Below are 24370 nucleotides of genomic sequence, written 5' to 3' on the forward strand. Positions count from 1 at the left end.
GGTAGGGGCTTGGCGATCTTCGCGGCGGCGCTGACTTGGACAGGAAAACTCATTTCGCGGCCTGCCTCGCCCCAGCACCTGCGGCCGGCTCAACCGAAGAAATCTCATGCGTCAGCGTGTTGCGGCTGACCTTCAGCCAGGCGCGGCAGCCACCACCATGGTACCAGTATTCGCTGGTTTCGCCGGCGACATTGTCGCGCAGATAGACATAGTCGAAGACCTCGTCCTCCGAGGCGCCGGCCGCCGGCCGCACCGGCTTGGCGTCGCCGAGATAGGTGAACTCGCCAAGTTCGCGTTCGCCGCAGAAGGGACAGACAATGCGCATGGTTTCCCGGCTGTCCTCAGTGAAGGTTCGGTTGGGCGCCCTGGCCCTTTTCGTCGATCATTGCGCCAGTCCGGAAGCGGTCGAGGCGGAACCGTGCGGCCTCTTCGTGAGGCGTGTCGCGGGCCAGAAGATGGGCAAAGACAAGCCCTGATCCCGGCGTCGCCTTGAAGCCGCCATAGCACCAGCCGGCGTTGAGGTAGAGCCCGTCGACCGGCGTCTTGTCGATGATCGGCGAACCGTCCATCGACATGTCCATGATGCCACCCCACTGGCGCAGCAGGCGCACGCGGCCGATCATCGGCATCAGCGCCATGCCGCCCTCGCAGACGTCTTCCATGACAGGCATGTTGCCGCGCTGGGCGTAGGAATTGTAGCCGTCGATGTCACCGCCGAAGACGAGGCCGCCCTTGTCGGACTGGCTGACGTAGAAATGTCCGGCACCGAAGGTCATCACACCAGGGATGAGCGGCTTGATCGCCTCGGAGACGAAGGCCTGCAGCACATGGCTCTCGATCGGCAGGCGGAGCCCTGCCATCGCGGCGACCCGCGACGAACTGCCGGCGACCGCCATGCCGACCTTGCCGGCGCCGATCTTGCCGCGCGAGGTCTCGACGCCGGTCACCTTGCCGTTGGCATCGCGAGTAAAACCTGACACCTCGCAGTTCTGGATGATGTCGACGCCGAGCGCGCTCGCCGCATGGGCATAGCCCCAGACCACGGCATCGTGGCGCGCCGTGCCGCCACGTCGCTGCAGGAGCCCGCCTTGCACCGGAAAGCGGGCATTGTCGAAGTTCAGGAACGGTATCATCTTCCTGACCGCGGCGAGGTCGAGCAGTTCGGCATCGATGCCATTGATGCGCATGGTGTTGCCGCGCCGCGCATAGGCGTCGCGCTGCGCGTCGGAGTGATAGAGGTTGAGGACGCCGCGCTGGCTGACCATCGTGTTGTAGTTGAGGTCCTGCTCCATCCGCTCCCACAGCTTCATCGATAATTCGTAGAAGCCGGTGTTGCCGGGCAGGCCGTAATTGGAGCGGATGATGGTGGTGTTGCGGCCGGCATTGCCGGAGCCGATCCAGCCCTTTTCCAGCACGGCGACATTTTTGATGCCGTACTCGCTGGCGAGGAACCAGGCGGTGGCCAGGCCATGGCCGCCGCCGCCGATGATCACCACGTCGTAGCGATCCTTCGGCGTGGCGTCGCGCCAGGTGCGCTGCCAGGTCTTGTGGCCCGACAGGGCGGCGCGGGCGAGCGAGAAGATGGAGTATTTCATCGGGTCATTCCGGGATCGCTCGCCTCGTGCTGGTCAGATGTCCAGCGTGTGGTCGCGCTCCCATTGCGTGAAGTGCGAAGCATAGGAATTCCATTCCTGGTGCTTCAGCTTTAGATAGGCCGACGAGAATTCCTCACCCAGCGCCGCCTTCAGCGATTTGTCCTTGTCGAACTCGCGCAACGCGTCGAGCAGGTTGAGCGGCAGCTTCGGCGCACCCTTCACGGTATGGCCGTGCTGATACATGTCGATGTCGTAGCGCTTGCCGGGATCGGCCTTCGACCGGATGCCGTCAAGGCCGGCGGCGATGATGACTGCCTGCAGGAGATAAGGATTGGCCGCGCCGTCGGGCAGGCGCAGTTCGAAGCGGCCGGGGCCTGGCACACGCACCATGTGGGTGCGGTTGTTGCCGGTCCAGGTCACCGTGTTCGGTGCCCAGGTCGCGCCCGAAATGGTGCGCGGTGCGTTGATGCGCTTGTAGGAATTGACCGTCGGGTTGGTGATCGCGGCCAGCGCGGAAGCATGCTTCATGATGCCGCCGAGGAAATTCTTGCCCTTGGCCGACAGGCCGAGCTCCATCGAATTGTCGGCGAAGACGTTGGTCTTGCCGGCCTTGTCCCACACCGAGATATGGGCATGGCAGCCATTACCTGTCAGGCCCTGGAAGGGTTTGGGCATGAAAGTCGCGCGCAGGCCATGCTTCTCGGCCACCGACTTGACCATGAACTTGAAGAAAGAGTGCTTGTCGGCGGTGGCCAGCGCGTCATCGAAGGCCCAGTTCATCTCGAACTGGCCGTTGGCATCCTCGTGGTCGTTCTGGTAGGCGCCCCAGCCGAGTGCCAGCATGTGGTCGCAGATCTCGGCGATGACATCGTAGCGGCGCATCACCGCTTGCTGGTCGTAGCAGGGCTTCGACGCGGTATCGTATTCGTCAGAGATCGTCTTGCCGTCCGGCGAGATCAGGAAGAATTCGGCCTCGACGCCGGTCTTGACATGCATGCCGTCGCTGGCGGCCTCGGCGATCAGCCGGTTCAGCGTGTTGCGCGGCGCCTGGTCGACTTCCTTGTCGTCCATGATGCAGTTGGCTGCGACCCAGGCGACTTCCGGTTTCCACGGCAATTGGATCACCGAATCCGGATCCGGCACCGCCAGCATGTCGGGATGTGCCGGCGTGAGATCGAGCCAGGTGGCGAACCCGGCAAAGCCGGCCCCGTCCTTCTGCATGTCGGCGATGGCTTGCGCCGGCACCAGCTTGGCACGCTGGCCACCGAACAGGTCGGTGTAGGAAATCATGAAATATTTGACGCCGTTCTCTTTGGCGAATGCGGCGAGATCGTTCCCCATTATAGTTCCTCGCTTATGGTATTTTTGGTGATGTCTTAATCTCTTGTTTCGAGCATGATCTTTTCCGAAAACCGGATTCCACTTTTCGGGATCATGCTCTAGAAGCCGTTCTTCCCCGGTATCCAGTTGGTGCCGGCCAGCGGAATGCCGGCCATGGCGGCTGCCTCGATCGTCAGCGCGACGAGGTCCTCGGGTTCGAGATTGTGCAGGCTGTTCTTGCCGCAGGCGCGCGCAATGGTCTGAGCTTCCAGCGTCATCACCTTGAGGTAGTTCGCCAGCCGGCGTCCGGCGGCGACCGGGTCGACCCGCTTCATCAGTTCCGGGTCCTGCGTGGTGATACCGGCCGGGTCGCGGCCCTCGTGCCAGTCGTCATAGGCGCCGGCGGTGGTGCCGAGCTCGTTGTACTCCGCCTCCCAGCGCGGATCGTTGTCGCCGAGCGCGACCAAGGCGGCCGTGCCGATGGAGACGGCATCGACGCCCAGCGCCAGCGCTTTCGCGACATCGGCGCCGTTGCGGATGCCGCCGGAGACGATCAGCTGCACCTTGCGGTGCATGCCGAGATCCTGCAGCGCCTGCACCGCCGGCCTGATGCAGGCGAGCGTCGGCTGGCCGACATTTTCGATGAACACTTCCTGCGTGGCGGCGGTGCCGCCTTGCATGCCGTCGACGACGACGACATCGGCGCCGGCCTTCACCGCAAGCGCGGTGTCGTAATAGGGGCGGGCGCCACCGACCTTGACGTAGATCGGCTTTTCCCAGTCGGTGATTTCGCGCAGCTCGAGGATCTTGATCTCGAGATCGTCGGGCCCGGTCCAGTCGGGGTGACGCGAGGCCGAGCGCTGGTCGATGCCCTTCGGCAGCGTGCGCATTTCGGCGACGCGGTCGGAAATCTTCTGGCCGAGCAGCATGCCGCCGCCGCCCGGCTTGGCGCCCTGGCCGACGACGACCTCGATGGCATCGGCGCGGCGCAAGTCGCGCAAATTCATGCCGTAGCGCGACGGCAGGTATTGATAGACCAGCGTCTTGGAATGACCGCGCTCCTCCTCGGTCATGCCGCCATCGCCGGTCGTGGTCGATGTGCCCGACAGGGTCGCGCCGCGCCCGAGCGCTTCCTTGGCCGGGCCGGATAGCGAGCCGAAGCTCATGCCGGCGACGGTGATCGGGATCTTCAGTTCGATCGGCTTCTTGGCATGGCGCGAACCGAGCACCACGCTGGTGTCGCAGCGCTCGCGATAACCTTCGAGCGGATAGCGCGAGATCGAGGCGCCGAGGAACAGCAGGTCGTCGAAATGCGGCAGCTTGCGCTTGGCGCCGGCACCACGGATGTCGTAGATGCCGGTCGCCGCGGCGCGGCGGATTTCAGAAAGCGTGTAGTCGTCGAAGGTCGCGGATTTGCGCGGCGTCGTCGGCGGGTTCCTGTAGGTCATGCTGCCTCAATACGCATCGGCGTTGTCGATATTGAAATTGTAGAGCGTGCGCGCCGAGCCGTAACGCTTGAAGTCCGACGGCTTGACGCCGGTGACGCCGGCGCGGTCGAGCAGGCCTTGCAGCAAGTCAAGATGTTCGGCCCGCATCTCCTTGGCGATGCAGTCGGCCCCCAAGCTGTCGACCTTACCGCGCACGAACAGCCGCGCCTCGTAGATGGAATCGCCCAGCGCATCGCCGGCATCGCCCAGCACCACCAGATTGCCTGACTGCGCCATGAAGGCCGACATATGGCCAATATTGCCATGCACGACGATGTCGATGCCCTTCATCGAAATGCCGCAGCGCGACGAGGCATTGCCCTCGATGACCAGCAGGCCGCCCTTGCCGGTGGCGCCGGCATACTGGCTGGCATCGCCTTTGATGGTGATGGAGCCCGACATCATGTTTTCGCCCACGCCGGGTCCCGCTGAACCATGCACGGTGATGGTGCTGCCGGAATTCATGCCGCCGCAATAATAGCCGACGCTGCCGCGCACATCGATGGTAACAGGCTGGTCGACGCCGACGGCGACCGAATGGTTGCCTTTCGGGTTGAGGACTTCCCACGCCGTTTCATTCGAGCCGGGGGCCAGATTGTGCAGAGCCTGATTGAGCTCGCGCAACGACATCTGATCGAGATCGAAGACCCGAGAGGCGTGATCGTGCGCCGCCGTCTTCGAAAGCTTGGTTGCTGGCATGAACTCAATGCTCCCAGAAATAGACGGTTGCGGGCTCGGGTTCCCAGACCCTCGCGTTGTCTATGCCGGGCAGTTTGGTCAGCGCGCGGTATTCCGAGCCGAAGGCGACATACTGGTCGGTCTCGGCCATCACGGCGGGCTTGCAGGCGATCGGGTCGCGCACCACGCCGAAGCCGTTCTTGGTGCCGACGACGAAGGTGAAGAAGCCGTCGAGGTCGGAGAGCGTGCCTTCCAGCGCTTCGCCCAGATTCTTGCCATGCGCCATCTGCGACGAGAGATAGGCGGCCGCCACCTCGGTGTCGTTCTCGGTCTCGAAGGTCATGCCTTCGCGGATCAACTCGCGGCGGACATTGTTGTGGTTGGACAGTGAGCCATTGTGCACCAGGCACTGGTCGGCGCCGGTCGAGAACGGATGCGCGCCCATCGTCGTCACCGCCGATTCCGTCGCCATGCGGGTATGGCCGATGCCATGCGTGCCGGTCATGCTGCGAACGTCGAAGCGATCGACGACCGCCTCCGGCAGGCCGACCTCCTTGTAGATTTCGACCACGTCGCCGGCGCCCATGATCCGGATGTCGGGGCGCAGCGTCTGGATCGCCTCGCGCGCCTCGTCGATCTTGGCGGGCGTGGTCCTGACCACGGCGTGGGTGGATTTCACCGCGATCGTCACCGGCGTGCCGATGGCCTTGGCGAGTTCGGCCTCGAGGCCGCGGAAATCGCGATCCGGCTTGGCCGACTGGATGGTGATCTTGGCCTCATTTTTGGAAGGCGCGCCATAGATGGCGATGCCGGCGCTGTCTGGACCCCGATCGCTGAGCGAGATCAGCATCTGCGACAGCATGGAGCCCAACTGGGGTTCCAGCGACTTGTCCTTCAAAAACAGTCCGACAATTCCACACATGTCAGCCTCCCGGTGTTTGTAGCTCTGAGATGATGTATCGAATGAGTCTCTCGAATTCAATCACATGAAAAAAATTTTCCTCTAGTTACGTATGCGTCTCAATGCCGCCTCGCGCACTATCGTTGTCTCGCCGGGCATTGTGAACCCATTTGGCGGTGCGGATGCGGGCTATTCTGTAGGCGTCGAGGATCGACAGCGCATAGATCAGGAAGCCGCCGGCATGACGGCCGACGAAGCTGGCGTCGGGTGGTGCGATCTTGGCGGTGACCCACGCCAGGATCACCATGAAGAAAAGAAACTGCAGGCCGCGCACCGGCACGCCGAGAATGACGTGTCCGCTTGCCGGCAGCACGATTGCCGCGCCGAGAATCAGATACGGGTTGGGAGGCGCTGTGGCGGAACTGGTCATGCGGCTTGCCGTTCGTTTCTGTTGATGGCGTCACGAAGCGCCGACACCGACACCAGCAGTCTCTCGATCAGCGCTGGATCGAGTGTCGAATCACCAAATTCGGCTTGCCTGAAGACGCCGTAACGCGCCCGCTCGGCCTCGGCCAACAGCCAGACGATCCGTACACCCTTGGGCGTGATCAGCAGTTCCTTGGCGCGTCCTTCGGCAAATATCCCGAGGTGACTGGCGATGGTCTCCAGCGGGAAGCGTACGCCTTTGCGATCCGTCCGCGCCACGGCCTCGGCCGGAAATGCGGAACGCTTCGGCAGCGTATGGTCGAGATGATCGAAGTTCGAGAATGTCGTCGGCGAGCCCGGCCGCATCATCATGTCGAAGGTGCCGGGCACGGCGACTTTTTCCGTGATCGAGACCGACAGCCAGCGCGCCGGGAGTTTTCTCGTCGCCAGCGTGTCGACGATGGTGCGCAGTTGGACGCGCCGGCCGTTCCATGACCCTTCCCAGGTGATGACACCGGCGGTGCCGTCCGAGACATCGGCTGCGTCGGCAATGACGGTGCGGATGCTGGCAAGGTCGATGGCGAGCGCCGCCGCAGCCCTGTTGCGGCTGGCGCGCGCCAGCCAGGCAAGGTGAAGGACGAGGGCGAGGACCATTGCCCCGGCAAGCAGTACTGACGTCACCTCGGACATATTGTCATGCCAGGCCCGTCCGGGGGTCGGACGGGCCTACTCCCATCAATAACCCTGAGGCTTCGGCCACGGCATGGTGAACTGATCGCCGCGGCGCACGAATTTGTAGCGGTAGAAATGGAACCACAGCGAGATCAGGAAATAGAAGGCGACCATGGCGATCAGCTGCGAGCCGAAGCCGAGGAAGATGGCGAAGAAGGTGACCACGCACAGGCAGAACAGCACGATGGCCGGGATCGGATGAAAGGGGTGCGTGTAGCCGCGGCGGATCGAGCCGAGCGGCCATTTCTTCCTGAACATGATAATGTTGATGCTCATGAACGTGTATTGCAGCACGCCCGACAGGATCGAGAAGGTGATCGCCTGGTTGAGGTCGGCGATGAAGGCGAAGGCCAGCGCGATCGGCAACAGGAACAGGATCGAGCGATAGGGCGTGCGATATTTCGGATGCACGGCCGAGAACCAGGTCGGCAGATAGCGGTCGCGGCCGAGCGAGAACCAGGCGCGCGCCGCGTCGTTGATGCAGCCATTGGCGGAGGCCAATGCCGCAAGCAGCGTGGCGACGAACAAAAGGTTTTCAAGCAGGGGGCTGCCGGTCAGCTTGCCGGCGTCCCAGAGCGGGTAATAGGTGATGCCGAGATATTCCCAAGGCATCAGCGAGGCGCAGACATACCAGGTCATGGCGGCGGCGATCAAAAGCGTGATCATGCCGGCCATCGTGCCATAGGGCAGCGAGCGGGCCGGTGAGCGCACTTCCTCGGCCGCCTGCGTGGTGCCCTCGATGCCGAGATAGTACCAGATGCCGAACTGGAAGGCGGCTATGACGCCGATCCAGCCATAGGGCAGGGCGTTGCCGGGAGTGACCAGCTCGTTGAGCTTCAGCACCGCGCCCTGCGTCCACGGGCTGACCGAAAAGAACAGGATGACGATCGAGACATAGGCGATCGCGGTGATGACGAAGTTGACGTTCAGCGTCATCAACACGCCACGGTAGTTCAGCCACGCCAGCACGACGATGGTGGCGGCGATGAAGGAATTGTGGGTGAGCCCTTCGACCCCAGCCTTGGCGACGATGGTGTCGCCAAGCAGGATGGCGTCGGACACTTCGAGCATCGTGTAGGCAAAGACCAGGAACAGCGCGACATTGAACGCCATCAGCGGTCCGACAATGTGCTTGGCCTGCGCATATTGGCCGCCGGCGGCGGCGACGGTCGATGTCACCTCGGAATCGATCATCGCGACCGAGGTGTAGAGCAATCCGACGACCCAGCAGACGATCAGCGCGGCGAGTGCGCCGCCCTTGTCGGCGGCAAAATTCCAGCCGGTGAATTCGCCGACCAGCACGATGCCGACGCCGAGCGCCCAGACATGGGCCGGGCCGAGCACCCTGAGTAGTGAAACCCTGTCGCCTTGTACTGCCGGTTCGCCTTGTACTGCCGGTTCAACCGTGATCGTCATTGTTCATCCCCACTCAGATCCGGTGTTTTTCGGACGCGGCTTCCAGTTCGCCTTCGCGCGACGAGGTCAGCACCTCTTCGGAGAAGGTCGTATCGACCCTGAACCAGTCGTAGAGCATCCACAAAGCGAGCACGATCGAGATGCCCCAGCATGCGTAAGAGAGTGCTATCCACATGATCGTGCCCCGGATTACTTGTCGTCGAATTTTTCGTTGATGACGTCACGATATTCGCGGTCGGATGCGCGAAACAGGAAGACGAAATAACCGATCAGCACCGCAGCCATGATGATCAGCGTTGGCCAGTCGATGACATAGTGGAAGCGGTTCTGAATGATGTCGTGCGCGGTCTCGGGCGTGTAGCCGAGCTTCTCCCAGATCGACGCCATGGTCGGGTTCTGGCCGAGCGCTTCCCAGGTCTTGGCGTCGAGTGCGTCGATGGATTTCGCCGCACCGGCGAGGCCCATCTTGAGCGGCAGCCACAGCGCCACGAAAATGGCGACGACGACGACGACGATATCGAAAATCTGCCCGGCCTTGCCTTGCTCCGGCGGTGTGTAACGCGACATCTCTTCTACCCCTCAGGACTTGCGGTTGCGAAACGCGTCGGCGTTCTTGATATCGAGCCCGTAGATGAAGTCCTTGTCTTCCTTGTAGTGATTGACCATCGCCAGAATGGCAGCCGTGTTGAAGATCAGCACGGCGGTAGCAGCGATGGCGACGACGGCCTTGATGCCGCTGTGCGGGATGTATGGCCACGTCATGAAGAGAACGAAGAGGATCGTTGCCCACAGGCAGACGATCAGGAGCGCGGCTCCGCGCACGTCGGAGCGATACAGCGCTTCGATGCGCTGCTGCATGTCTGACATCGGTTTTTCCCCTTTTCCCGACGTCCGGTTCCGAATCCACCGCCCGCCGCTCTCTTTCAAGAGAGTGAAATTTTTTTCATAAGTTCTGTCCGAATTCCGCAATTGTCAAGCCGAATTTACGTGACGTTAAGCGTTTGCTTCATGCAACGGATTTTGCCTGACAATGAAATTAATTTCTTATGGGTATTGCGGCGCCCGAATGTTTGCGGTCAATATTCGGCCAACGCTCCCGCCGCTACGCAGGGGGCAGGGAACAGCAAAAAGATTTTCGAAACGGAGGACGAGCGGATGACGGCATCCTGGAGATTTTCGACCCTGGCGGATCGCCATCGCGCGCTAGGTTCGAAGCTCGAAGACTGGAGCGGCATGGGAACCGCCTGGACCTACGACAAGGATGCCGACGAAGAGTACATCGCCATCCGCACCAAGGCCGGCCTGATGGATGTTTCGGGCCTCAAGAAGGTCCATATCACCGGGCCGCACGCCTCGCACCTGATCGATCTGGCGACGACACGCGATGTCGAGAAGATCTATCCCGGCAAGTCGGCCTATGCCTGCATGCTGAACGAGGCGGGAAAATTCACTGACGACTGCATTCTCTATCGTACCGGACCGAACGCCTGGATGGTCGTGCATGGCTCGGGCACCGGCCACGAGGAGTTGCAGCGCGCGTCCGTAGGGCGCGACGTCTCCTTGCGCTTCGACGACAATCTGCACGACCTGTCGCTGCAGGGTCCGACATCGGTCGACTATCTGGCCAAGCATGTGCCTGGCATTCGCGACCTCAACTACTTCCATCACATGCAGACGCAGCTGTTCGGCCTGCCTGTGATGATTTCGCGCACCGGCTACACCGGTGAGCGCGGCTACGAGATCTTCTGCCGTGGCCAGGATGCCGGCACGATTTGGGACAGAATCCTCGACGAGGGCAAGAGCGCCGGCATCATTCCGTGCCGTTTCACCACGCTCGATATGCTGCGCGTCGAAAGCTACCTCTTGTTTTATCCCTACGACAATTCGCAGAAATATCCGTTCGAGAACGAAGGCCCTGGCGACACGCTGTGGGAACTCGGCCTCGACTTCACCGTCAGTCCCGGCAAGACCGGCTTTCGCGGCGCAGAGGAGCATTACCGCCTCAAAGGCAAGGAGCGCTTCAAGATTTTTGGCGTGTTGCTCGACGGCAAGGAGCCGGCCGACGAGGGTGCGCCGGTCTATCGCGACGGCAAAAAGGTCGGCGTGGTGACCTGCGCCATGGTTTCGCCGCTGGTCAAGAAATCGATGGGTATCGCCCGGCTCGACGTCGACTGCGCGGTCAAGGACACCAAGCTCGAGATCCGCAACAAGAGCGGTTCGATCAAGGCGACGGCGCAGCCGCTTCCCTTCGACGATCCCAAGAAGGCCAAGCGCACGGCGAAAGGTTGAGGCATAGTCGACAGCCAGGGGTTCGAGGCACGAAGATTTAAATGGCAGCCAAAAGCATCATCAGCCGGCCCGTTTACGGAACCCTGTCTCCACAGCCCGGCAAGCACCATCTGTTCGTGGCGGATGCGGAGGGAGCGCTGGCGATAGCGGAGATGGCCAGGAGAGCCCCGACCGGGTTTTTCGACGGGGCCCACATCATCTTCATTCCTGGCTCTGACGGTAAACGCGTCGCGAGGCTCGAAGCCTTGAACCCGGCGCAGTTCTATCAAGGTCCTTCCTTCGCCAGCGCCTTGCCGCGGCTGAAACAGACGCTGACCAACGCGCACATGGGCCTGCGCGTCTATCTCGCCGGCACCGAAGGGCTGATCGGCCAAGCCATGCAGGTGGCGCTTGAGGCCGGCATCGACCACACGTCGATCGAGACCGAGCATCGCGGCTCGCTGGCGCGCCGCATGCAGTGCGTCCACTGCAAGGGCATCACCGAAGACGTGACGACGCAGCCGGCGACCTGCGCACATTGCGGCCTGCTGCTCTTGGTGCGCGATCATTATTCCAGGCGCATCGCGGCGTTCCAGGGCGTCTGCATCAATGCGGAAGATCGCACGGAGAGTCCTCCGATGGAGGAGATTTTTCGATGAGCACCGGAACAACAAAACTCGATGTCGTGGTCAGCGATGTCGTCCCGGTCAACGATCTGGTCACCCGTTTCCATTTCCGCCGCCGTGACGGGCAGCTGTTGCCGACCTTTTCCGGCGGTGCCCATGTCGTCGTTGAAATGCGTGACGGCGAGCGGACCCGGCTCAATCCCTATTCGCTGATGGGCTCGCCGCTCGACACGCGCGAATACACGATCAGCGTGCGCCGCGACGACGTCGGGCGTGGCGGCTCGCTGTTCATGCACAGGAATGTCAGGCCGGGTCATGAGATGGTGGTCAGCTATCCGGTCAACCTGTTCTCGCTCGACCTGCGCGCCAAAAAGCACCTGATGCTGGCGGGCGGCATCGGCATCACGCCGTTCATGGCGCAGACCGCGCAACTGGCGGCCGAAGGCGGCAATTTCGAACTGCACTACACCTGCCGAACCGCCTCGCTCGGCACTTATGCCGATGTGCTGCGCGAGCGCTACGACCGTCGCATCAGGCTCTATCACGACGACCGCGACGAGCGCATCGAACTCGACCGCCTGTTGTCGTTGCAGCCGCTCGGCACGCATCTTTATGTCTGTGGCCCCGCAGGCATGATCAACTGGGTGCGTGACCGCGCCGCAGCCCTCGGCTGGCCGTCGGAGACCGTCCATTTCGAGCATTTCGCCGCACCCCAGCCCGGCCTGCCGTTCGATGTGACGCTTGCCGTCAGCGGCAAGACGATCAGGGTCGACGAACAGCAGAGCCTGCTCGAGGCGATCGAGGCGGCCGGCGTCGATCCGCCCTATCTCTGCCGTGGCGGTGTCTGCGGCCAGTGCGAAACCAATGTCATCTCGTATGACGGCAAGTTCATCCACAACGACCACTGGCTGAGCGAGGAAGACCATCGCTCGGGCTGCAAGATCATGCCGTGCGTGTCGCGCTTCGAAGGCCGGTCGCTGGTGTTGGAAAGATAGGAGGCGAGCTTGGGAATCACCTTTCGCAAGGAAACGTTCCGCGACGACTTCACCTTCAAGAACAGCCCGGAGCACATCAGGCGGTTCCCGTTCCCCTTCCATGAAGACGCCTACATGTATGCGGTCAACATCGAACCGCATGTCGTTGGCCCGAAGGGCAGCGTGCTGGAAAACCTGATCGACGTCGACGAGCACTATGTCGCCGAGATGCAGGACCGCGCTTTGGTGCTGGCCGAGGACCCGCTGCGCTGCCAGTCGCTGCCGCACATGGCGCTGGCCGGCTGGGATCTGCTCGAACTTCTGATGGAACAGCAGGCGCTAGGCTATCCCGAGCATTTCACGCTGACCCGCGACGGCGACCGCTGGCGCTGGGTCAACCGGCCGCTCGGCATCGACGACACCTTCACCTTCGGCGACACCTCGACGCTGCCCTGCGGGCCGATGGAGTACATCACCCGGCAGAGCCAGGGCGATTTCTGCATCCTCGACCAGCGCGACGGCAATCTGTGGATGGATGCCGGCATGGTCACCACCCAGGCCGACTGGTCGCTCGATTTCGACATCGGCATGAACTTCTTCGAATGGCACGCGCCGGTGCCGTTGGCGCATGAGAAAGGAATTTTCACCCGCGCCCTGAAATTCCTCACCAACATCCAGCAAGGCAAGCCGGCACGGCGCCTGAACTGGACGATGACCATCAATCCGCGCCTCGATACCAGCCCCGAGAATTATCACAAATGGGGGCCTGACCGCACCACGGTGACACCCGAAAATGTCGGCGACAAGGTGCATCTGCGCGTCGAGCTGCAGAGTTTTTGGCGGCTGCCGCGATCCAACGGCATCGTCTTTCCGATCCGCTGCTATCTGATCAAGATGGACGAACTGGTGACGCAGCCGAAATGGGCGCGGCGCCTGCACCGCGTAATTCGCGATCTCCCGGACGAACTCGCGAATTACAAGGGCCTGACGCGCTATCGCCCGACGCTGGTCGAATGGCTGTCGAAGCTGGATGATGGGAGTGTGACGAGCCCGGGATTCGGGCCGGATTGAAGCTGAAACTGCCGATCTCCCCCTCGTGGGGAAGATGCCCGACAGGGCAGAGGGGGGCGCGAAGGAACGCAACCTTGCCCACTCCCCAGCGAAAGACCACCAACACCCCTAAGGTCGCAGCTGCGATCGATTGATAGGTCGGCGGGACAGCGCCCCCCTCTGCCCTGCCGGACATCTCCCCCACAAGGGGGGAGATTGGCCAACTTACCCCGCGCTGTTCTGCGGATAGCAGATGATCGAGAGATAGCGCATCGGCAGCACGGTCAGCACTTCCGGTCCGTGCGGGGCATCGGCATCGAAGAACAGGCTGTCGCCGGGTTTCATCGGATAGAGGTTGCTGCCGTGCCGGTAAACGACCTCGCCTTCAAGCATGTAGAGGAACTCCATGCCCTCGTGCTGGAAGGTCGGGAACACGTCGGAATCCTCGGTCAGCGTGATCAGATAGGGTTCGACGACGACGCCGCTGGTGTTCGAGCCGATATGGCCGAGCAGATTGTACTGGTGGCCGGCGCGCGTGCCGCGACGCTCGACATCGAGCCCTTCGCCGGCCTTGACGAAGACGGCGCTGCGCTCCTCCTCGAAACGGCGGAAGAAGGCGGTGACCGGGACGCCGAGCGCTCGCGACAGCGCCTGCAAGGTGGTCAGCGACGGCGAGGTGATGCCGTTCTCGATCTTCGACAGCATGCCCAGCGAAATGTCGGTGGCGACCGCCAGATCGGCGACGGTGATGCCGAGCTTCTTGCGGAACGCTCGCACCTCGCGGCCGATCGCGACCTCCAGCACCTTTTCGCGGGTGTCGCGAATGGCGTGCGGGTTCTGCGTCAGTGGCGCCCGAATGGTTTTTCCGTCTGCTGAAACCTTGGGCAGTGGCTTGGCTTTTGCGCCAGCGGGACCGGCCTTGGGATCGGAAATCTTGTTCGCCATGTCGCCCCCGTGCTCCGCGGATTTATTTCACTCTAGGTGAACATGTCAGGTGCCGATACAGCAGCGCAAGTGCGACGGCAAGTCGCTTGAATGCGCATGCACCCGATCCGACGCCTACCGTGCGAGGTTTTGCTGGAAATCCTCCCAGCCGAAACGCTGTTTCGACACAGGAACTGTTGACAGCACGAAAGGGCCAATTACTGTCCTGTGAGTGAAATTTGTTTCGTAAGAGCAATTCCAGGAAAAGTGTGAAACGGTTTTCCCGGGAAAAGCTCATAGCGCTTTCCCTTGGGAATTGCGTCAAAACAAAAGACAGAGCGGTTCTGCGTTTGCGTGAAACGATGGAACCGATCTAGGGAAATCAGATCGGGAGGCCTGAAATGAAAAGTCGCGTTGCCGTCATCGGAGCCGGACCGTCCGGTCTGGCGCAACTCAGGGCCTTCAAGTCGGCGGCCGACAAGGGCGCTGACATTCCCGAAATCGTCTGCTTCGAAAAGCAGTCCGACTGGGGCGGCCTGTGGAACTACACCTGGCGCACCGGCCTCGACGAACATGGCGATCCGGTGCATGGCTCGATGTACCGCTACCTCTGGTCCAACGGACCGAAGGAGTGCCTGGAATTCGCCGACTACACCTTCGAGGAGCATTTCGGCCGGCCGATCGGCTCCTATCCGCCGCGCGCCGTGCTGTGGGACTACATCAAGGGTCGCGTTGAAAAGTCCGGCGTGCGCAAATGGGTGCGTTTCAACAGCCCGGTGCGCATGGTGACCTTCTCCGAGACGACGAAGAAATTCACCGTCACCGCGCATGACCGCACCAACGACGTCACCTATTCGGAAGAGTTCGACAATGTCGTCGTCGCTTCGGGGCATTTCTCGGTGCCCAACGTGCCCTATTTCGAGGGCTTTTCGACCTTCAACGGCCGCATCCTGCACAGCCATGATTTCCGCGACGCGATGGAATTCAAGGGCAAGGATATATTGATCATCGGACGCTCCTATTCGGCCGAAGACATCGGTTCGCAGTGCTACAAATACGGCGCCAAATCGATCACCTCCAGCTACCGCTCGAAGCCGATGGGCTTCAAATGGCCTGACAATTGGAAAGAAGTGCCGCTGCTGCAGAAGGTCGTCGGCAAGACCGCGCATTTCAAGGATGGCACGACCAAGGATGTCGACGCCATCATCCTGTGCACCGGCTACCTGCATTCCTTCCCCTTCCTCACCGAGGATCTGAAGCTCAAGACCGCCAACCGCATGTGGCCGGACGGGCTCTATGAGGGCGTCGTCTGGGAGAGGAACCCAAAGCTGTCCTTCATCGGCATGCAGGATCAGTTCTACACCTTCAACATGTTCGACGCGCAGGCCTGGTTCGCGCGCGACGTCATCATGGGCCGCATCAAATTGCCGTCGGCCGAGGCGATGGCCGCGCACGGCGCGAAGTGGCGCGCGCGCGAGGAAACGCTGGAGGACGCCGAACAGATGATCTGGTTCCAGGGCGACTACACCAAGGAATTGATGGAGCAGACCGATTATCCAGGCTTCGATGTCGAGGCGGTCAACCAGACCTTCATGGAGTGGGAGCACCACAAGGGCGAAGACATAATGAGCTTCCGCGACCATGCCTACCGCTCGCTGATGACCGGCACCATGGCGCCGTTGCACCACACACCCTGGCTGCAGGCGCTGGACGATTCGATGGAGAGCTATCTGGAAGTGAAGGGCGTCGCGGCCGAATAGCTGCTACGTCTCAGCCTATCCCAGCCTTGCCCGCGCGTTCGCTGTCCAGGCATTGAACAGCCGGTCGGCGACGATGCCGATGAAGGCGATGGCGAGACCCGCGACGATGCCGCGGCCGGAATCGGCCTTGGACAATGCGATGAACACTTCCTGGCCGAGGTCGCGGGTGCCGACCATGGCGCAGATGATGATCATCGCCAGCGCCATCAGGATCGTCTGATTGACGCCGAGCATGATCTCGGGAAGCGCCAGCGGCAGTTGCACGCGAAAGAAGGTCTGGCGCGGCGTGCAGCCCGAAACCTTCGCCGCCTCGATCAGTGCCGGCGGCACCTGCCTGATGCCGTGATTGGTGTAGCGGATGGCCGGCACCACGGCGAAGGCGATGGTGGCGATCATCGCCGTGACATCGCCGACGCGGAACAGCATCACCACCGGAATGATGAAGCAGAACGACGGCAGCACCTGCAGCGTGTCGATAACAGGCGTGACGATCTTCTCGAAGCGGTCGCCGCGCGAGGCCGTCAGCCCGATCGGGATGCCGATAAGGCAAGCTATGAAGGCCGAGATGCCGCAGAGATAGACCGTCGCCATGGTCTTTTCCCACAGCCCGGTGACGGCGCAGAAGGCGGTGAGCGCCGCAACCAACGCGGCCAGACGCAGGCCGGAGAGTTGATAGCCGGCAAGCCCGAGCAGGAACACCGCGCCAAGCCACGGAAAGCCTTCACAGAAGGCGCGCAGCGGGTTCAGCAAATTGAGGATCAGGGCCACGCGAAACGCCTCGATCGTGTCGAAGAAGTTGATCGTTACCCAGTTCACTGCCGCCTTCCACAATGGCGCGGTGGTGAAGGTGATTGCCTTCGGCACCGCCGCGAAGGCCGGCACGAAGAGCCCAAGCAGCGTGGTGACGACCAGGATGGCGATGGCCAGAGTGAGATTGGGGTAACGCCGCCAAAGGTTGGGCACGACCTCCCGATGGACGTGGCCTTTTGCCTGTTTGTGCGCGATGGCCTGGCTCAGCCGGTCGAGCGCGATCGCCAGTGCGACGATGGCGAGACCCGCTTCCATCGCTTCGCCGACCTTCAGCGCCCGCAGCGCCAGAAGCACGTCGTAGCCAAGGCCGCCGGCGCCGATCATCGAAGCGATGATCACCATGTTCAGCGCCAGCATGATGACCTGGTTGACGCCGACCATCAGCGTCGGCCGCGCCGAGGGCAGCAGCACTCGCCACAATTTCTGCCGCGCCGTGCAGCCGGCCATTTCGCTGAAATCGTCGATCTCGGACGGAACCCGCGACAGGCCGAGCATCGTTGCCCGCACCATCGGCGGCGTCGCGAAGATGGCCGTCGCGATCATCGCCGAGACCGGGCTGTTGCCGAACAGGAGCAGCATCGGGATGAGGTAGGCGAAGGTCGGGATCGTCTGCATCAGGTCAAGGGCAGGGGAGACGATGAGCCTTTCCGCCCATGGCTTGCGCCACGCCCAGATGCCGGCGAACAGCCCGGTGACGATGCAGAACGGCACCGCGATGGAAATCAGCGCCAGCGTCAGCATGGCGCTGGTCCATTGGCCGAACAACGCGATGTAGAGGAAACAGCCGCCGACCAGTATGCCGAGCTTGCGGCCGCCGGCGGCTTGCCCGGCGAGGAAGGCGGCAGCGCAGACGCCGACCCAGGACAGGCGCGGCAGGATGACCGTATCGGCGCCGTGGCCGATCTTGAAATTCTTGGCCAGAAGGTTGAGTGCGAAGTCGAGCGGCACGCCAAGCACGGCGGTGATCGAGCGCGTCAGCCAGGACAGGTTCGACTTGATCCAGGCCATCAGTGCGCTGACCCAGTCGGCGACCGGCACGATCGCGCTGGCAGGATAGTTGACGGCCCAGGGCAGACTGTCCTGCAGCAGGAAGACGACAAGCACGGCGGCAAGCGCTAAAACCCAGACCAGCAGCCAGATTTGTACCGGCCGCGACCTTGCCTCGCCGGCGCTTGCCGTCACCGTCATGCGCCGACCCCCGAACGATCGATGCCCGCCAAAAGGTCGATCACCGCTTGCGGCGTCACCTCGCCGATCGGCTTACCGGTGCCATTGACCACAGCGAACGGCTTGCCGGCTGAAACGATGGCAGCCGAAAAACTCGCTATCTTGGCATCCGGCGCCACCATACCGCCATGCTCGGCGCCGTCGCAGGCGCGCATCAGGCTGCGCGCCGAGATCACCTTGGCGCGGTCGACGTCGCGGGTGAACTCGGCGACATAGTCGGTCGCCGGATTGACCACCAGTTCCTCCGGCGTGCCGATCTGGATGACCTCGCCGTCCTTCATGATGGCGATGCGGTCGGCCAGCCTTATCGCCTCGTCGAAATCATGGGTGATGAAGACGATGGTCTTGTGCAGCATCGTCTGCAGCCGCATCAGCTCGTCCTGCATCTCGCGGCGGATCAGCGGGTCGAGCGCCGAGAACGGCTCGTCGAGAAACCAGATTTCCGGTTTGGTCGCCAGGCTGCGGGCGATGCCGACTCGCTGCTGCTGGCCGCCGGAAAGCTCGCGCGGATAGAAATGCTCGCGGCCGCGCAGGCCGACAAGCTCGATCACCTCACGCGCTCTCGCCTCGCGCGTGGGCCGGTCCTGCCCCTGGATGCTGAGCGGAAAGGCGATGTTCTCCAGCACGTTGAGATGCGGTAGCAGCGCAAAATTCTGGAACACCATGCCCATCCGATGCCGCCGCAATTCGATCAGGGCCGCATCCGAGATTTTCAGCAGATCCTTGCCCTCGAATTCGACCTTGCCATGCGTCGGCTCCACCAGCCTCGACATGCAGCGCACCAGCGTCGACTTGCCGGAACCCGACAGGCCCATGATGATGAAGATCTCGCCCTGGCGAATTTCGAGGTCGACGGCACGCACGGCGCCGACCAGTCCGGCAGCCGTGACGTCGGCCATGCTGGCCTTGCCATCGCGCTCGCGGATGAAGTTCGCCGCGTTCGATCCGAACAGTTTCCAGACATTGCGGCAGGCAAGCTTTATCGGGCGGTCATCCTTGCCCTTCTGTGTCGGCGCCTGTTCAGTCCTATCCGTCATCCAATCGTCCTTCTGGAACATCGAGGTTCGAGGCCCGGCTGGTCAACAGCCGGGCCTCGTTTTCCAGTCGGAACGATCACTGCGCCCAGGCTTTCCAGTCAGCTTCGTGGGCCGCGATCCAGGCGGCGGCGACATCTTCCGGCTTCTTGCCATCGAGATCGACCTCGCCGCTCATCTTGTTGAGCTCATCGGTGTCAATCGTGTAGGCCTTCGCCACCTTGTAGGCGACCGGCCATTTGTCCTTCATGCCGTTCCAGGAATACTTCCAGATCTCGCCATGCGGCTTGCCGCAATCATATTTGGCGTCGGGGTTCACGCCCCATTTCGGGTCGTTGTAGCATTCGGGCGTGTATTCGGGGAATTGCACCCATTCGCCCTTGTATTTGGCCGGCGCCCAGTGCGGCGAATAGATCCACAGCATGATCGGCGCCTTGCGCTGATAGGCCGAGTCGAGTTCGGCGAACATCGCCGCGTCGGTGCCGGCATGGATGACGGTGAAGGGCAGTTTCAACGCCGCGACACGCTCGTCGTCAAAGCCTTCCCACGTCACCGGGCCGCCGAGATAGCGACCCTTCGGTGCGGTCTCCGCCGTCGAGAACGAAGCCGCGCATGTGGCGTCGAGCAAGGCATGCCAGTCCGGCAAGGTTGGGCATTTCTCCTTCATGTATTCGGGAAACCACCACTCTTCCTTGGCCTTGGGGCCGAGCTTGCCGAGCCGTTCGGTCTGGCCGGTCGCGTCGGATGCCTTCATGGCTTCGCCGGCGGTCGTGTCCCAGAACTCCAGGCCGACATCGAGGTCGCCATTGGTGAGGCCGGTGGTCAGGCTGGAGAGGTAGTCGGCGGTCGGATATTCGACGGTGTAGCCGAGCTTTTCCAGGATGCCGCCGAGGATCTTGGCGTTGAGGTTGACACTGGTCCAGTCGAACAGCGCGATCTTGATCGGATCGTTGGATTCGGGTGCGGCGGCTTGGGCGGAAGGCGTCAGCAGGCTTAGGGCCGCGAGCGCGACGGCGCCCATCGACAGTTTCGAGATATGGCTGCGAAATGACATGCTTGTTCTCCTTCAAGCTGTGTGAAAATTATCGTTGGTTCCCTTCTTGCGGCTTTTCTTGATTGTGTTGGAAAGGCGGTTCGTTGCGCAAGGCCGTCGGCGCCAGATTGTCGCCCTGGCTTTGGCCAAGGCAGGCAAGATGGTGCTCAATTCTGGTGATGGTGGAACAGGACTGGAGTGTCGGCGTCATGGCTGCCGGCGGATCGCTGCGGGAGCGATCATCCGCGGATCAATTGCCAGTCTTGCGGCGCCCTGCAAGGTGCGAGCCATCGAGGTCCCATGATCTCGGCTGTCGGTCCGGCAAGCCCCATCTCGCCAAGGCCGTTTCATGGGATGAAATTATATATACCAACGTTCATGTCGCGCAACGACTAACGCCTGCGGGATGCATAATTTCAGACTGCAGGCGAAATCGAGCCGGCCGCGTGCGGATTGCGTCTCACGCACGGAGATCGCCGCCATCGACGACGAGGCCGATGGCGGGGCCTTACAGCGAACGCACGCTCAGAAATAGCCGTCCGACGCGGCTGTGGCTTCCTTGGGGATTTCGACGCCGTCGACCAGGATCTTGTCGACCAGTTCGTGGTGGAAGCAGACCAGCCCCTTGATGCGTTCCGCCTCGTGCACCGGTTCGGGATAATACCAGACGAGGTTCTCGTGGTGCTTGGCCTTGGTCGTCACGTGATAGTAGTTGGAGATGCCCTTGTAGGGGCAGCGCGAAATGTAGCGGCTGGGCGCAAACATATCGAGCCGCGTATCGGAGATCGGCAGATAGTGGCGCACCGGATGGCCGGTCTCGAACAGGAACACGCCACGGCGTGAATCGGCGACCTGCTCGCCGTCGAGGATCACCTGGACGCGTCGCGAGGACGGCAGGCAGTCGACGCGGCGGAACGGATCGCGGGCATGGACGAAGATCTCCTCGTCCTCCTCGAACCAGTGGCCCATCTTGCTCCAGTAGAACGACATATGGTCGGCGAGCGGCGGGCTGCCTTTCACCGGATCGGCGTAGCGCCAGGCCGCGTCCTCGACCAGCGTCACCCCGGTGTTGAGCGAATAGTGGGTCGCCACGCCCTTGAACGGGCTTTCGGTCGTCGTCGTGCTCGGCAGCAGGAATTCCTCGCGCACGTCGCTCATCGGAAAATAGTAGACCGGCAGATGGTCGGACTCGTAAAGCACCAGCGCGTTGGTCGTATCGGCGACAGTCATCGATCCAACTTGCACGCGCAGCCGCTTCTGCGTCGGCATGGTGAAGGCGACATAACCCGGCTCGAAATCATATTGGGTGATGCTGTCGAGCAGCGGAAAATGCGGCCCGCGGCCGCGCAGATGACGCTTGCGAATGGTACTCTCCCGGTTCTTGGTCTTGGCGATCGGGCTCATGATCAGCCTATGGTTACACGATCGAGCAGCAGCCCGGCGGCGATCGGCGGCAAGCCGCTGACATTCTTGCGCACCGGCACCAGCAGATCGGGGAAATAGCTGAAAATGACAGGCGTCTCGTCGAGCAGCAGTTTCTGGATGTCGGAGGCGGCACTGCGCTGCGCGCCGATGTCGAGCGCCTTAAGGTAGCTGGTGACCATGCCGTCATAGGCCGGGCTCTTGAAATGCGCCGCGTTCCAAGGTCCGTCGCTGACCAGCGGGCTCTTGAGGAAGACGTTAGGCACACTGCGATGCGCGTAGTCGGTGATGCCGAGCGGGCTGTCCAGCCAGTCCGACTGGCCGAACACGGCCTTGCCGTAATATTTGTCCTGGTCCTCGATGTTGAGCGCGATGCGGACGCCGATTTCCTTGGCGAAGTTCTGGAACAGCTGTGCGTAGCCGGGAATGTCGGAATAGCGCAGCGTCGTCAGCGTGATGTCGAAGCCGCTGGCCACGCCGGCCGCCTCGAGCAACTGCTTGGCCTTGGCGATATCCTGGACGCGCTGCGGCACCGTCTTGTCGGTGGCGGGGAAGGCTGGCGCGAACGGGCTGTCGTTGCCGGTCGCCGCCATGCCGCGGCACAGGCCGTCGACAAGCTTGGAGCGATCGATGCACAGAGCCAGCGCCTGGCGCACGCGCTTGTCGGTGAACGGGCCGGTGTCGCAGCGCATGTGCAACTGGCGATGCGCTGTCGAGGCGACCCGCAGCACCGTGATGTCGGGACTGTTGAGCACCACCTGGCTGACATCGAGCGGGACCGCGTCAAGGATGTCGACCTCGCCGGCCTGCAGCGCCAGGATGCGCGGCTGCACGTCGCCGTAGAACTTGAATTCGAGACGGTCGGGCAGCGCCTTCTCGCCCCAATAGTCGGGGTTGCGCACGAAGGTCGCGCCGACCTTCGGCGTGTAGGTCTCCAGCCGGAACGGTCCGGTCCCCTCGAAGGTCTTTTCGTAGTCGCCCTTGTAGCTCGCCGGCAGGATGATGGCGTTGTAATTGTCGATCGACACCGAATAGGGAAAGCTGCCGTTCGGCGCATCGAGATGGAAGGCGACGGTGTGGTCGTCGACCTTCCTTGTGCCGCCTTTCGACAGCAGGCCCTTGAACACCGAAAGCGCGTTCGAGGCACCGCTGGGGTCGGCCAGCCGGTCGAAGGTCGCGACGACGTCGTCGGCCTTGAAGTCCTCGCCATTGTGGAATTTCACGCCCTTGCGCAGCTTGAAGGTCCACACACTGCCATCCTCGTTCGGCGCCCAGCTCTCCGCCAGCACCGGCTTCAGGGTGAGGTCCGGTTGGGTGATGCAGAGAAACTCGGCGGTCTGGAAAACCAGCTGGTAGCTGCCGCTGTCATAGTAGGTGACGGGATCGATGGCGCCGCCTGGCGTGGCAACGCCGGCGCGGACCGTGCCGCCGGGCTTGCCCTCGGCACGGGCCTGCTGCGTGCCGAGGCCGGCAGCAGTGACAAGGCTGCCGAGGAAGGGCAGGGAGAGGCCAAGCACGCTGCCATGGCGCAGGAAATCGCGGCGGCCCATCCTGCCGGCCAGCAACTCGTCGACAGCGGAATTTTCGATTGCGGTGAGATTTCTGCGAGCGGTGTCGATCATCCTGAAATGCTTCGGCATGGCTGGATTCCTCGCTTGTCTTGGGGCTCGGCCATCTAGTTCATTGTTGACTGCCGCCGGAAAGCGATATTTTTTGATAGGGGCCATCGAAATTTTCGATGCAAGGGGGTGAGGCATGGACACTGAAAATCTGCGCAGCTTTCTCGAAGTTGCCGCCCATGGCAGCTTTACCGTCGCGGCTGGCCGGCTCAACCTCGCCCAGTCCACCGTCAGCGCGCGGATTCGCGGGCTGGAGGAGCAGTTGGGACGCCGGCTTTTCGTGCGCGATCGCGATGGCGTCACGCTGACGCCGGCCGGCCGGCAGTTCCTGCCGCACGCTTCTTCCATCACCCGCACCTGGGAGCAGTCGAGGCAGGACATCGCCGTTCCCGATGGCTACGAGACGCTGCTGCGGCTGACCGCTCCCGCCTATCTCTGGGACCGCATCACCTCGCCATGGGTCGAGTGGATGCGCGCCAGGCAGCCGAACGTGGCGCTGCGGCTGGAGGGCAGTTTCCCGGATCTGGCCGTCGACCAGCTGGCGGAAGGCCTGCTCGACATCTGCATCCTCTATCTACCGCGGCCGCATCCCGGCATCGTCTACGAAACGCTGGCCGTCGATCAGGTCGTGCTTGTCCAGCATGCCGCGCAGACGAAGCCCTGGACCGAAAACTACATTCTGATGGATTGGGGGCTGGAATTCCGCATCGAGCACGACCGCGCCTTTGCCGGCATGGTGAAGCCGGCCATCTCAGCCGGACTGGTCTTCATCGGGCTGCAGCATGTGCTGTCGCAGCAGGCGGCCGCCTATCTGCCGCTCAGCGCCGTCAGCGGTCATATCGAGCGTGGCGAGATGAGACGCATCGACAACGCGCCTGTGTTCCAGCGGCCGATCTACCTTGCTTACCCAAGCAATCCTGTCTCTTCGGATGTTCTGGACGTCGCGCTGATCGGGCTGCGCATGCTGGCAACGGACTGGGCGGCAGGCCAGGGCTTTTCGGAAGGCGACCGTTCGCTGGGCATGGCCGGCCAGATGTGACAGGCCGGGCTTAGAGGCATCCCAGATCG

The 24370-nt window shown here is 62.4% G+C and carries 24 protein-coding genes; 6 read left to right on the plus strand and 18 right to left on the minus strand.

Annotated elements, in window-relative coordinates:
- Positions 1–49 precede the first annotated feature (49 nt).
- From BPNPMPFG_RS30800 to BPNPMPFG_RS30855, 12 genes are all read right to left on the minus strand, one after another.
- Positions 50–325, minus strand: a complete 276-nt coding sequence (locus BPNPMPFG_RS30800; protein WP_258592315.1) for a sarcosine oxidase subunit delta — start codon at positions 323–325, stop codon at positions 50–52.
- 16 nt (positions 326–341) lie between these two features.
- Positions 342–1595 carry a sarcosine oxidase subunit beta family protein gene (locus tag BPNPMPFG_RS30805; protein WP_258592316.1) on the minus strand — a complete coding sequence of 418 codons (1254 nt, stop codon included), beginning with the start codon at positions 1593–1595 and terminating at the stop codon, positions 342–344.
- Between the two features lie 33 nt (positions 1596–1628).
- Complete coding sequence (gene glnT / locus BPNPMPFG_RS30810; protein ID WP_258592317.1) at positions 1629–2936, minus strand: type III glutamate--ammonia ligase; 1308 nt, start codon at positions 2934–2936, stop codon at positions 1629–1631.
- A 98-nt stretch (positions 2937–3034) separates the two neighbouring features.
- Positions 3035–4363 carry an FMN-binding glutamate synthase family protein gene (locus BPNPMPFG_RS30815; protein WP_258592318.1) on the minus strand — a complete coding sequence of 443 codons (1329 nt, stop codon included), beginning with the start codon at positions 4361–4363 and terminating at the stop codon, positions 3035–3037.
- 6 nt (positions 4364–4369) lie between these two features.
- Positions 4370–5101, minus strand: a complete 732-nt coding sequence (locus tag BPNPMPFG_RS30820; protein WP_258592319.1) for a GltB/FmdC/FwdC-like GXGXG domain-containing protein — start codon at positions 5099–5101, stop codon at positions 4370–4372.
- Between the two features lie 4 nt (positions 5102–5105).
- On the minus strand, positions 5106–6002 hold the full coding sequence (locus tag BPNPMPFG_RS30825; protein WP_258592320.1) for a class II glutamine amidotransferase: 897 nt from the start codon (positions 6000–6002) through the stop codon (positions 5106–5108).
- Between the two features lie 85 nt (positions 6003–6087).
- Positions 6088–6411, minus strand: coding sequence for a hypothetical protein (locus BPNPMPFG_RS30830; protein ID WP_258592321.1), 324 nt, complete (start codon positions 6409–6411; stop codon positions 6088–6090).
- On the minus strand, positions 6408–7097 hold the full coding sequence (locus BPNPMPFG_RS30835) for a hypothetical protein (protein ID WP_258592322.1): 690 nt from the start codon (positions 7095–7097) through the stop codon (positions 6408–6410). Before BPNPMPFG_RS30835 ends, BPNPMPFG_RS30830 begins: the two co-directional genes overlap by 4 nt.
- 45 nt (positions 7098–7142) lie before the next feature.
- Positions 7143–8555, minus strand: a complete 1413-nt coding sequence (locus tag BPNPMPFG_RS30840) for an APC family permease (RefSeq protein WP_258592323.1) — start codon at positions 8553–8555, stop codon at positions 7143–7145.
- A gap of 13 nt (positions 8556–8568) precedes the next feature.
- Positions 8569–8730 (minus strand): hypothetical protein, encoded by a 162-nt coding sequence (locus tag BPNPMPFG_RS30845; RefSeq protein WP_258592324.1) that lies wholly within the window; start codon positions 8728–8730, stop codon positions 8569–8571.
- 14 nt (positions 8731–8744) lie between these two features.
- Positions 8745–9122 (minus strand): hypothetical protein, encoded by a 378-nt coding sequence (locus BPNPMPFG_RS30850; RefSeq protein ID WP_258592325.1) that lies wholly within the window; start codon positions 9120–9122, stop codon positions 8745–8747.
- Between the two features lie 12 nt (positions 9123–9134).
- A complete protein-coding gene (locus BPNPMPFG_RS30855) occupies positions 9135–9422 on the minus strand; it encodes a hypothetical protein (protein WP_258592326.1) in 288 nt (95 codons plus the stop codon).
- A 288-nt stretch (positions 9423–9710) separates the two neighbouring features.
- On the opposite strand from BPNPMPFG_RS30855, the gene BPNPMPFG_RS30860 reads away from it, so the two are divergent.
- From BPNPMPFG_RS30860 to BPNPMPFG_RS30875, 4 genes are read left to right on the plus strand one after another with little or no spacing between them, the layout of a single operon-like run.
- Positions 9711–10844 (plus strand): aminomethyl transferase family protein, encoded by a 1134-nt coding sequence (locus BPNPMPFG_RS30860; protein WP_258592327.1) that lies wholly within the window; start codon positions 9711–9713, stop codon positions 10842–10844.
- Between the two features lie 41 nt (positions 10845–10885).
- A complete protein-coding gene (locus BPNPMPFG_RS30865; protein ID WP_258592328.1) occupies positions 10886–11482 on the plus strand; it encodes a dimethylamine monooxygenase subunit DmmA family protein in 597 nt (198 codons plus the stop codon).
- Positions 11479–12444: a PDR/VanB family oxidoreductase gene (locus BPNPMPFG_RS30870; RefSeq protein ID WP_258592329.1), complete on the plus strand. Its 966-nt coding sequence runs from the start codon at positions 11479–11481 to the stop codon at positions 12442–12444. Before BPNPMPFG_RS30865 ends, BPNPMPFG_RS30870 begins: the two co-directional genes overlap by 4 nt.
- Before the next feature lie 9 nt (positions 12445–12453).
- On the plus strand, positions 12454–13494 hold the full coding sequence (locus BPNPMPFG_RS30875) for a heme-dependent oxidative N-demethylase family protein (protein ID WP_258592330.1): 1041 nt from the start codon (positions 12454–12456) through the stop codon (positions 13492–13494).
- A gap of 204 nt (positions 13495–13698) precedes the next feature.
- Here BPNPMPFG_RS30875 and BPNPMPFG_RS30880 read toward each other — a convergent pair whose 3' ends face one another.
- Positions 13699–14418 carry a helix-turn-helix domain-containing protein gene (locus BPNPMPFG_RS30880; protein WP_258592331.1) on the minus strand — a complete coding sequence of 240 codons (720 nt, stop codon included), beginning with the start codon at positions 14416–14418 and terminating at the stop codon, positions 13699–13701.
- Between the two features lie 380 nt (positions 14419–14798).
- Here BPNPMPFG_RS30880 and BPNPMPFG_RS30885 point away from each other — a divergent pair, with 380 nt between their 5' ends.
- On the plus strand, positions 14799–16157 hold the full coding sequence (locus BPNPMPFG_RS30885; protein WP_258592332.1) for a trimethylamine monooxygenase: 1359 nt from the start codon (positions 14799–14801) through the stop codon (positions 16155–16157).
- A 15-nt stretch (positions 16158–16172) separates the two neighbouring features.
- On the opposite strand, the gene BPNPMPFG_RS30890 is transcribed toward BPNPMPFG_RS30885, so the two are convergent.
- The 5 genes from BPNPMPFG_RS30890 to BPNPMPFG_RS30910 form a co-directional block, all read right to left on the minus strand.
- The gene (locus BPNPMPFG_RS30890) at positions 16173–18155 is read right to left on the minus strand and encodes an ABC transporter permease (RefSeq protein ID WP_258592333.1); all 1983 of its coding nucleotides are present in this window, start codon (positions 18153–18155) and stop codon (positions 16173–16175) included.
- Entirely contained in the window at positions 18152–19231 is a 1080-nt protein-coding gene (locus BPNPMPFG_RS30895) for a quaternary amine ABC transporter ATP-binding protein (RefSeq protein ID WP_258592334.1), read from the minus strand. The genes BPNPMPFG_RS30890 and BPNPMPFG_RS30895 overlap by 4 nt, the downstream gene beginning before the upstream one ends.
- 76 nt (positions 19232–19307) lie before the next feature.
- On the minus strand, positions 19308–20282 hold the full coding sequence (locus BPNPMPFG_RS30900; protein WP_258592335.1) for an ABC transporter substrate-binding protein: 975 nt from the start codon (positions 20280–20282) through the stop codon (positions 19308–19310).
- 504 nt (positions 20283–20786) lie between these two features.
- Complete coding sequence (locus BPNPMPFG_RS30905; protein ID WP_258592336.1) at positions 20787–21665, minus strand: DUF427 domain-containing protein; 879 nt, start codon at positions 21663–21665, stop codon at positions 20787–20789.
- Positions 21666–21667: 2 nt separating this feature from the next.
- Positions 21668–23323, minus strand: a complete 1656-nt coding sequence (locus tag BPNPMPFG_RS30910) for an ABC transporter substrate-binding protein (protein ID WP_258592337.1) — start codon at positions 23321–23323, stop codon at positions 21668–21670.
- A 115-nt stretch (positions 23324–23438) separates the two neighbouring features.
- Between BPNPMPFG_RS30910 and BPNPMPFG_RS30915 the strand changes: the two genes are divergently transcribed.
- On the plus strand, positions 23439–24341 hold the full coding sequence (locus tag BPNPMPFG_RS30915; RefSeq protein ID WP_258592338.1) for a LysR family transcriptional regulator: 903 nt from the start codon (positions 23439–23441) through the stop codon (positions 24339–24341).
- Positions 24342–24370: the final 29 nt, after the last annotated feature.

It is taken from the genome of Mesorhizobium sp. AR07 (assembly GCF_024746815.1).
Taxonomy (GTDB): domain Bacteria; phylum Pseudomonadota; class Alphaproteobacteria; order Rhizobiales; family Rhizobiaceae; genus Mesorhizobium.

Excerpts from the sequence above, each read along its gene's own strand:
- BPNPMPFG_RS30800 (WP_258592315.1), bottom strand. The coding sequence starts at position 325 with ATGCGCATTGTCTGTCCCTTCTGCGGCGAACGCGAACTTGGCGAGTTC.
- BPNPMPFG_RS30805 (WP_258592316.1), bottom strand. The coding sequence starts at position 1,595 with ATGAAATACTCCATCTTCTCGCTCGCCCGCGCCGCCCTGTCGGGCCAC.
- glnT (WP_258592317.1), bottom strand. The coding sequence starts at position 2,936 with ATGGGGAACGATCTCGCCGCATTCGCCAAAGAGAACGGCGTCAAATAT.
- BPNPMPFG_RS30815 (WP_258592318.1), bottom strand. The coding sequence starts at position 4,363 with ATGACCTACAGGAACCCGCCGACGACGCCGCGCAAATCCGCGACCTTC.
- BPNPMPFG_RS30820 (WP_258592319.1), bottom strand. The coding sequence starts at position 5,101 with ATGCCAGCAACCAAGCTTTCGAAGACGGCGGCGCACGATCACGCCTCT.
- BPNPMPFG_RS30825 (WP_258592320.1), bottom strand. The coding sequence starts at position 6,002 with ATGTGTGGAATTGTCGGACTGTTTTTGAAGGACAAGTCGCTGGAACCC.
- BPNPMPFG_RS30830 (WP_258592321.1), bottom strand. The coding sequence starts at position 6,411 with ATGACCAGTTCCGCCACAGCGCCTCCCAACCCGTATCTGATTCTCGGC.
- BPNPMPFG_RS30835 (WP_258592322.1), bottom strand. The coding sequence starts at position 7,097 with ATGTCCGAGGTGACGTCAGTACTGCTTGCCGGGGCAATGGTCCTCGCC.
- BPNPMPFG_RS30840 (WP_258592323.1), bottom strand. The coding sequence starts at position 8,555 with ATGACGATCACGGTTGAACCGGCAGTACAAGGCGAACCGGCAGTACAA.
- BPNPMPFG_RS30845 (WP_258592324.1), bottom strand. The coding sequence starts at position 8,730 with ATGTGGATAGCACTCTCTTACGCATGCTGGGGCATCTCGATCGTGCTC.
- BPNPMPFG_RS30850 (WP_258592325.1), bottom strand. The coding sequence starts at position 9,122 with ATGTCGCGTTACACACCGCCGGAGCAAGGCAAGGCCGGGCAGATTTTC.
- BPNPMPFG_RS30855 (WP_258592326.1), bottom strand. The coding sequence starts at position 9,422 with ATGTCAGACATGCAGCAGCGCATCGAAGCGCTGTATCGCTCCGACGTG.
- BPNPMPFG_RS30860 (WP_258592327.1), top strand. The coding sequence starts at position 9,711 with ATGACGGCATCCTGGAGATTTTCGACCCTGGCGGATCGCCATCGCGCG.
- BPNPMPFG_RS30865 (WP_258592328.1), top strand. The coding sequence starts at position 10,886 with ATGGCAGCCAAAAGCATCATCAGCCGGCCCGTTTACGGAACCCTGTCT.
- BPNPMPFG_RS30870 (WP_258592329.1), top strand. The coding sequence starts at position 11,479 with ATGAGCACCGGAACAACAAAACTCGATGTCGTGGTCAGCGATGTCGTC.
- BPNPMPFG_RS30880 (WP_258592331.1), bottom strand. The coding sequence starts at position 14,418 with ATGGCGAACAAGATTTCCGATCCCAAGGCCGGTCCCGCTGGCGCAAAA.
- BPNPMPFG_RS30885 (WP_258592332.1), top strand. The coding sequence starts at position 14,799 with ATGAAAAGTCGCGTTGCCGTCATCGGAGCCGGACCGTCCGGTCTGGCG.
- BPNPMPFG_RS30890 (WP_258592333.1), bottom strand. The coding sequence starts at position 18,155 with ATGACGGTGACGGCAAGCGCCGGCGAGGCAAGGTCGCGGCCGGTACAA.
- BPNPMPFG_RS30895 (WP_258592334.1), bottom strand. The coding sequence starts at position 19,231 with ATGACGGATAGGACTGAACAGGCGCCGACACAGAAGGGCAAGGATGAC.
- BPNPMPFG_RS30900 (WP_258592335.1), bottom strand. The coding sequence starts at position 20,282 with ATGTCATTTCGCAGCCATATCTCGAAACTGTCGATGGGCGCCGTCGCG.
- BPNPMPFG_RS30905 (WP_258592336.1), bottom strand. The coding sequence starts at position 21,665 with ATGAGCCCGATCGCCAAGACCAAGAACCGGGAGAGTACCATTCGCAAG.
- BPNPMPFG_RS30910 (WP_258592337.1), bottom strand. The coding sequence starts at position 23,323 with ATGCCGAAGCATTTCAGGATGATCGACACCGCTCGCAGAAATCTCACC.
- BPNPMPFG_RS30915 (WP_258592338.1), top strand. The coding sequence starts at position 23,439 with ATGGACACTGAAAATCTGCGCAGCTTTCTCGAAGTTGCCGCCCATGGC.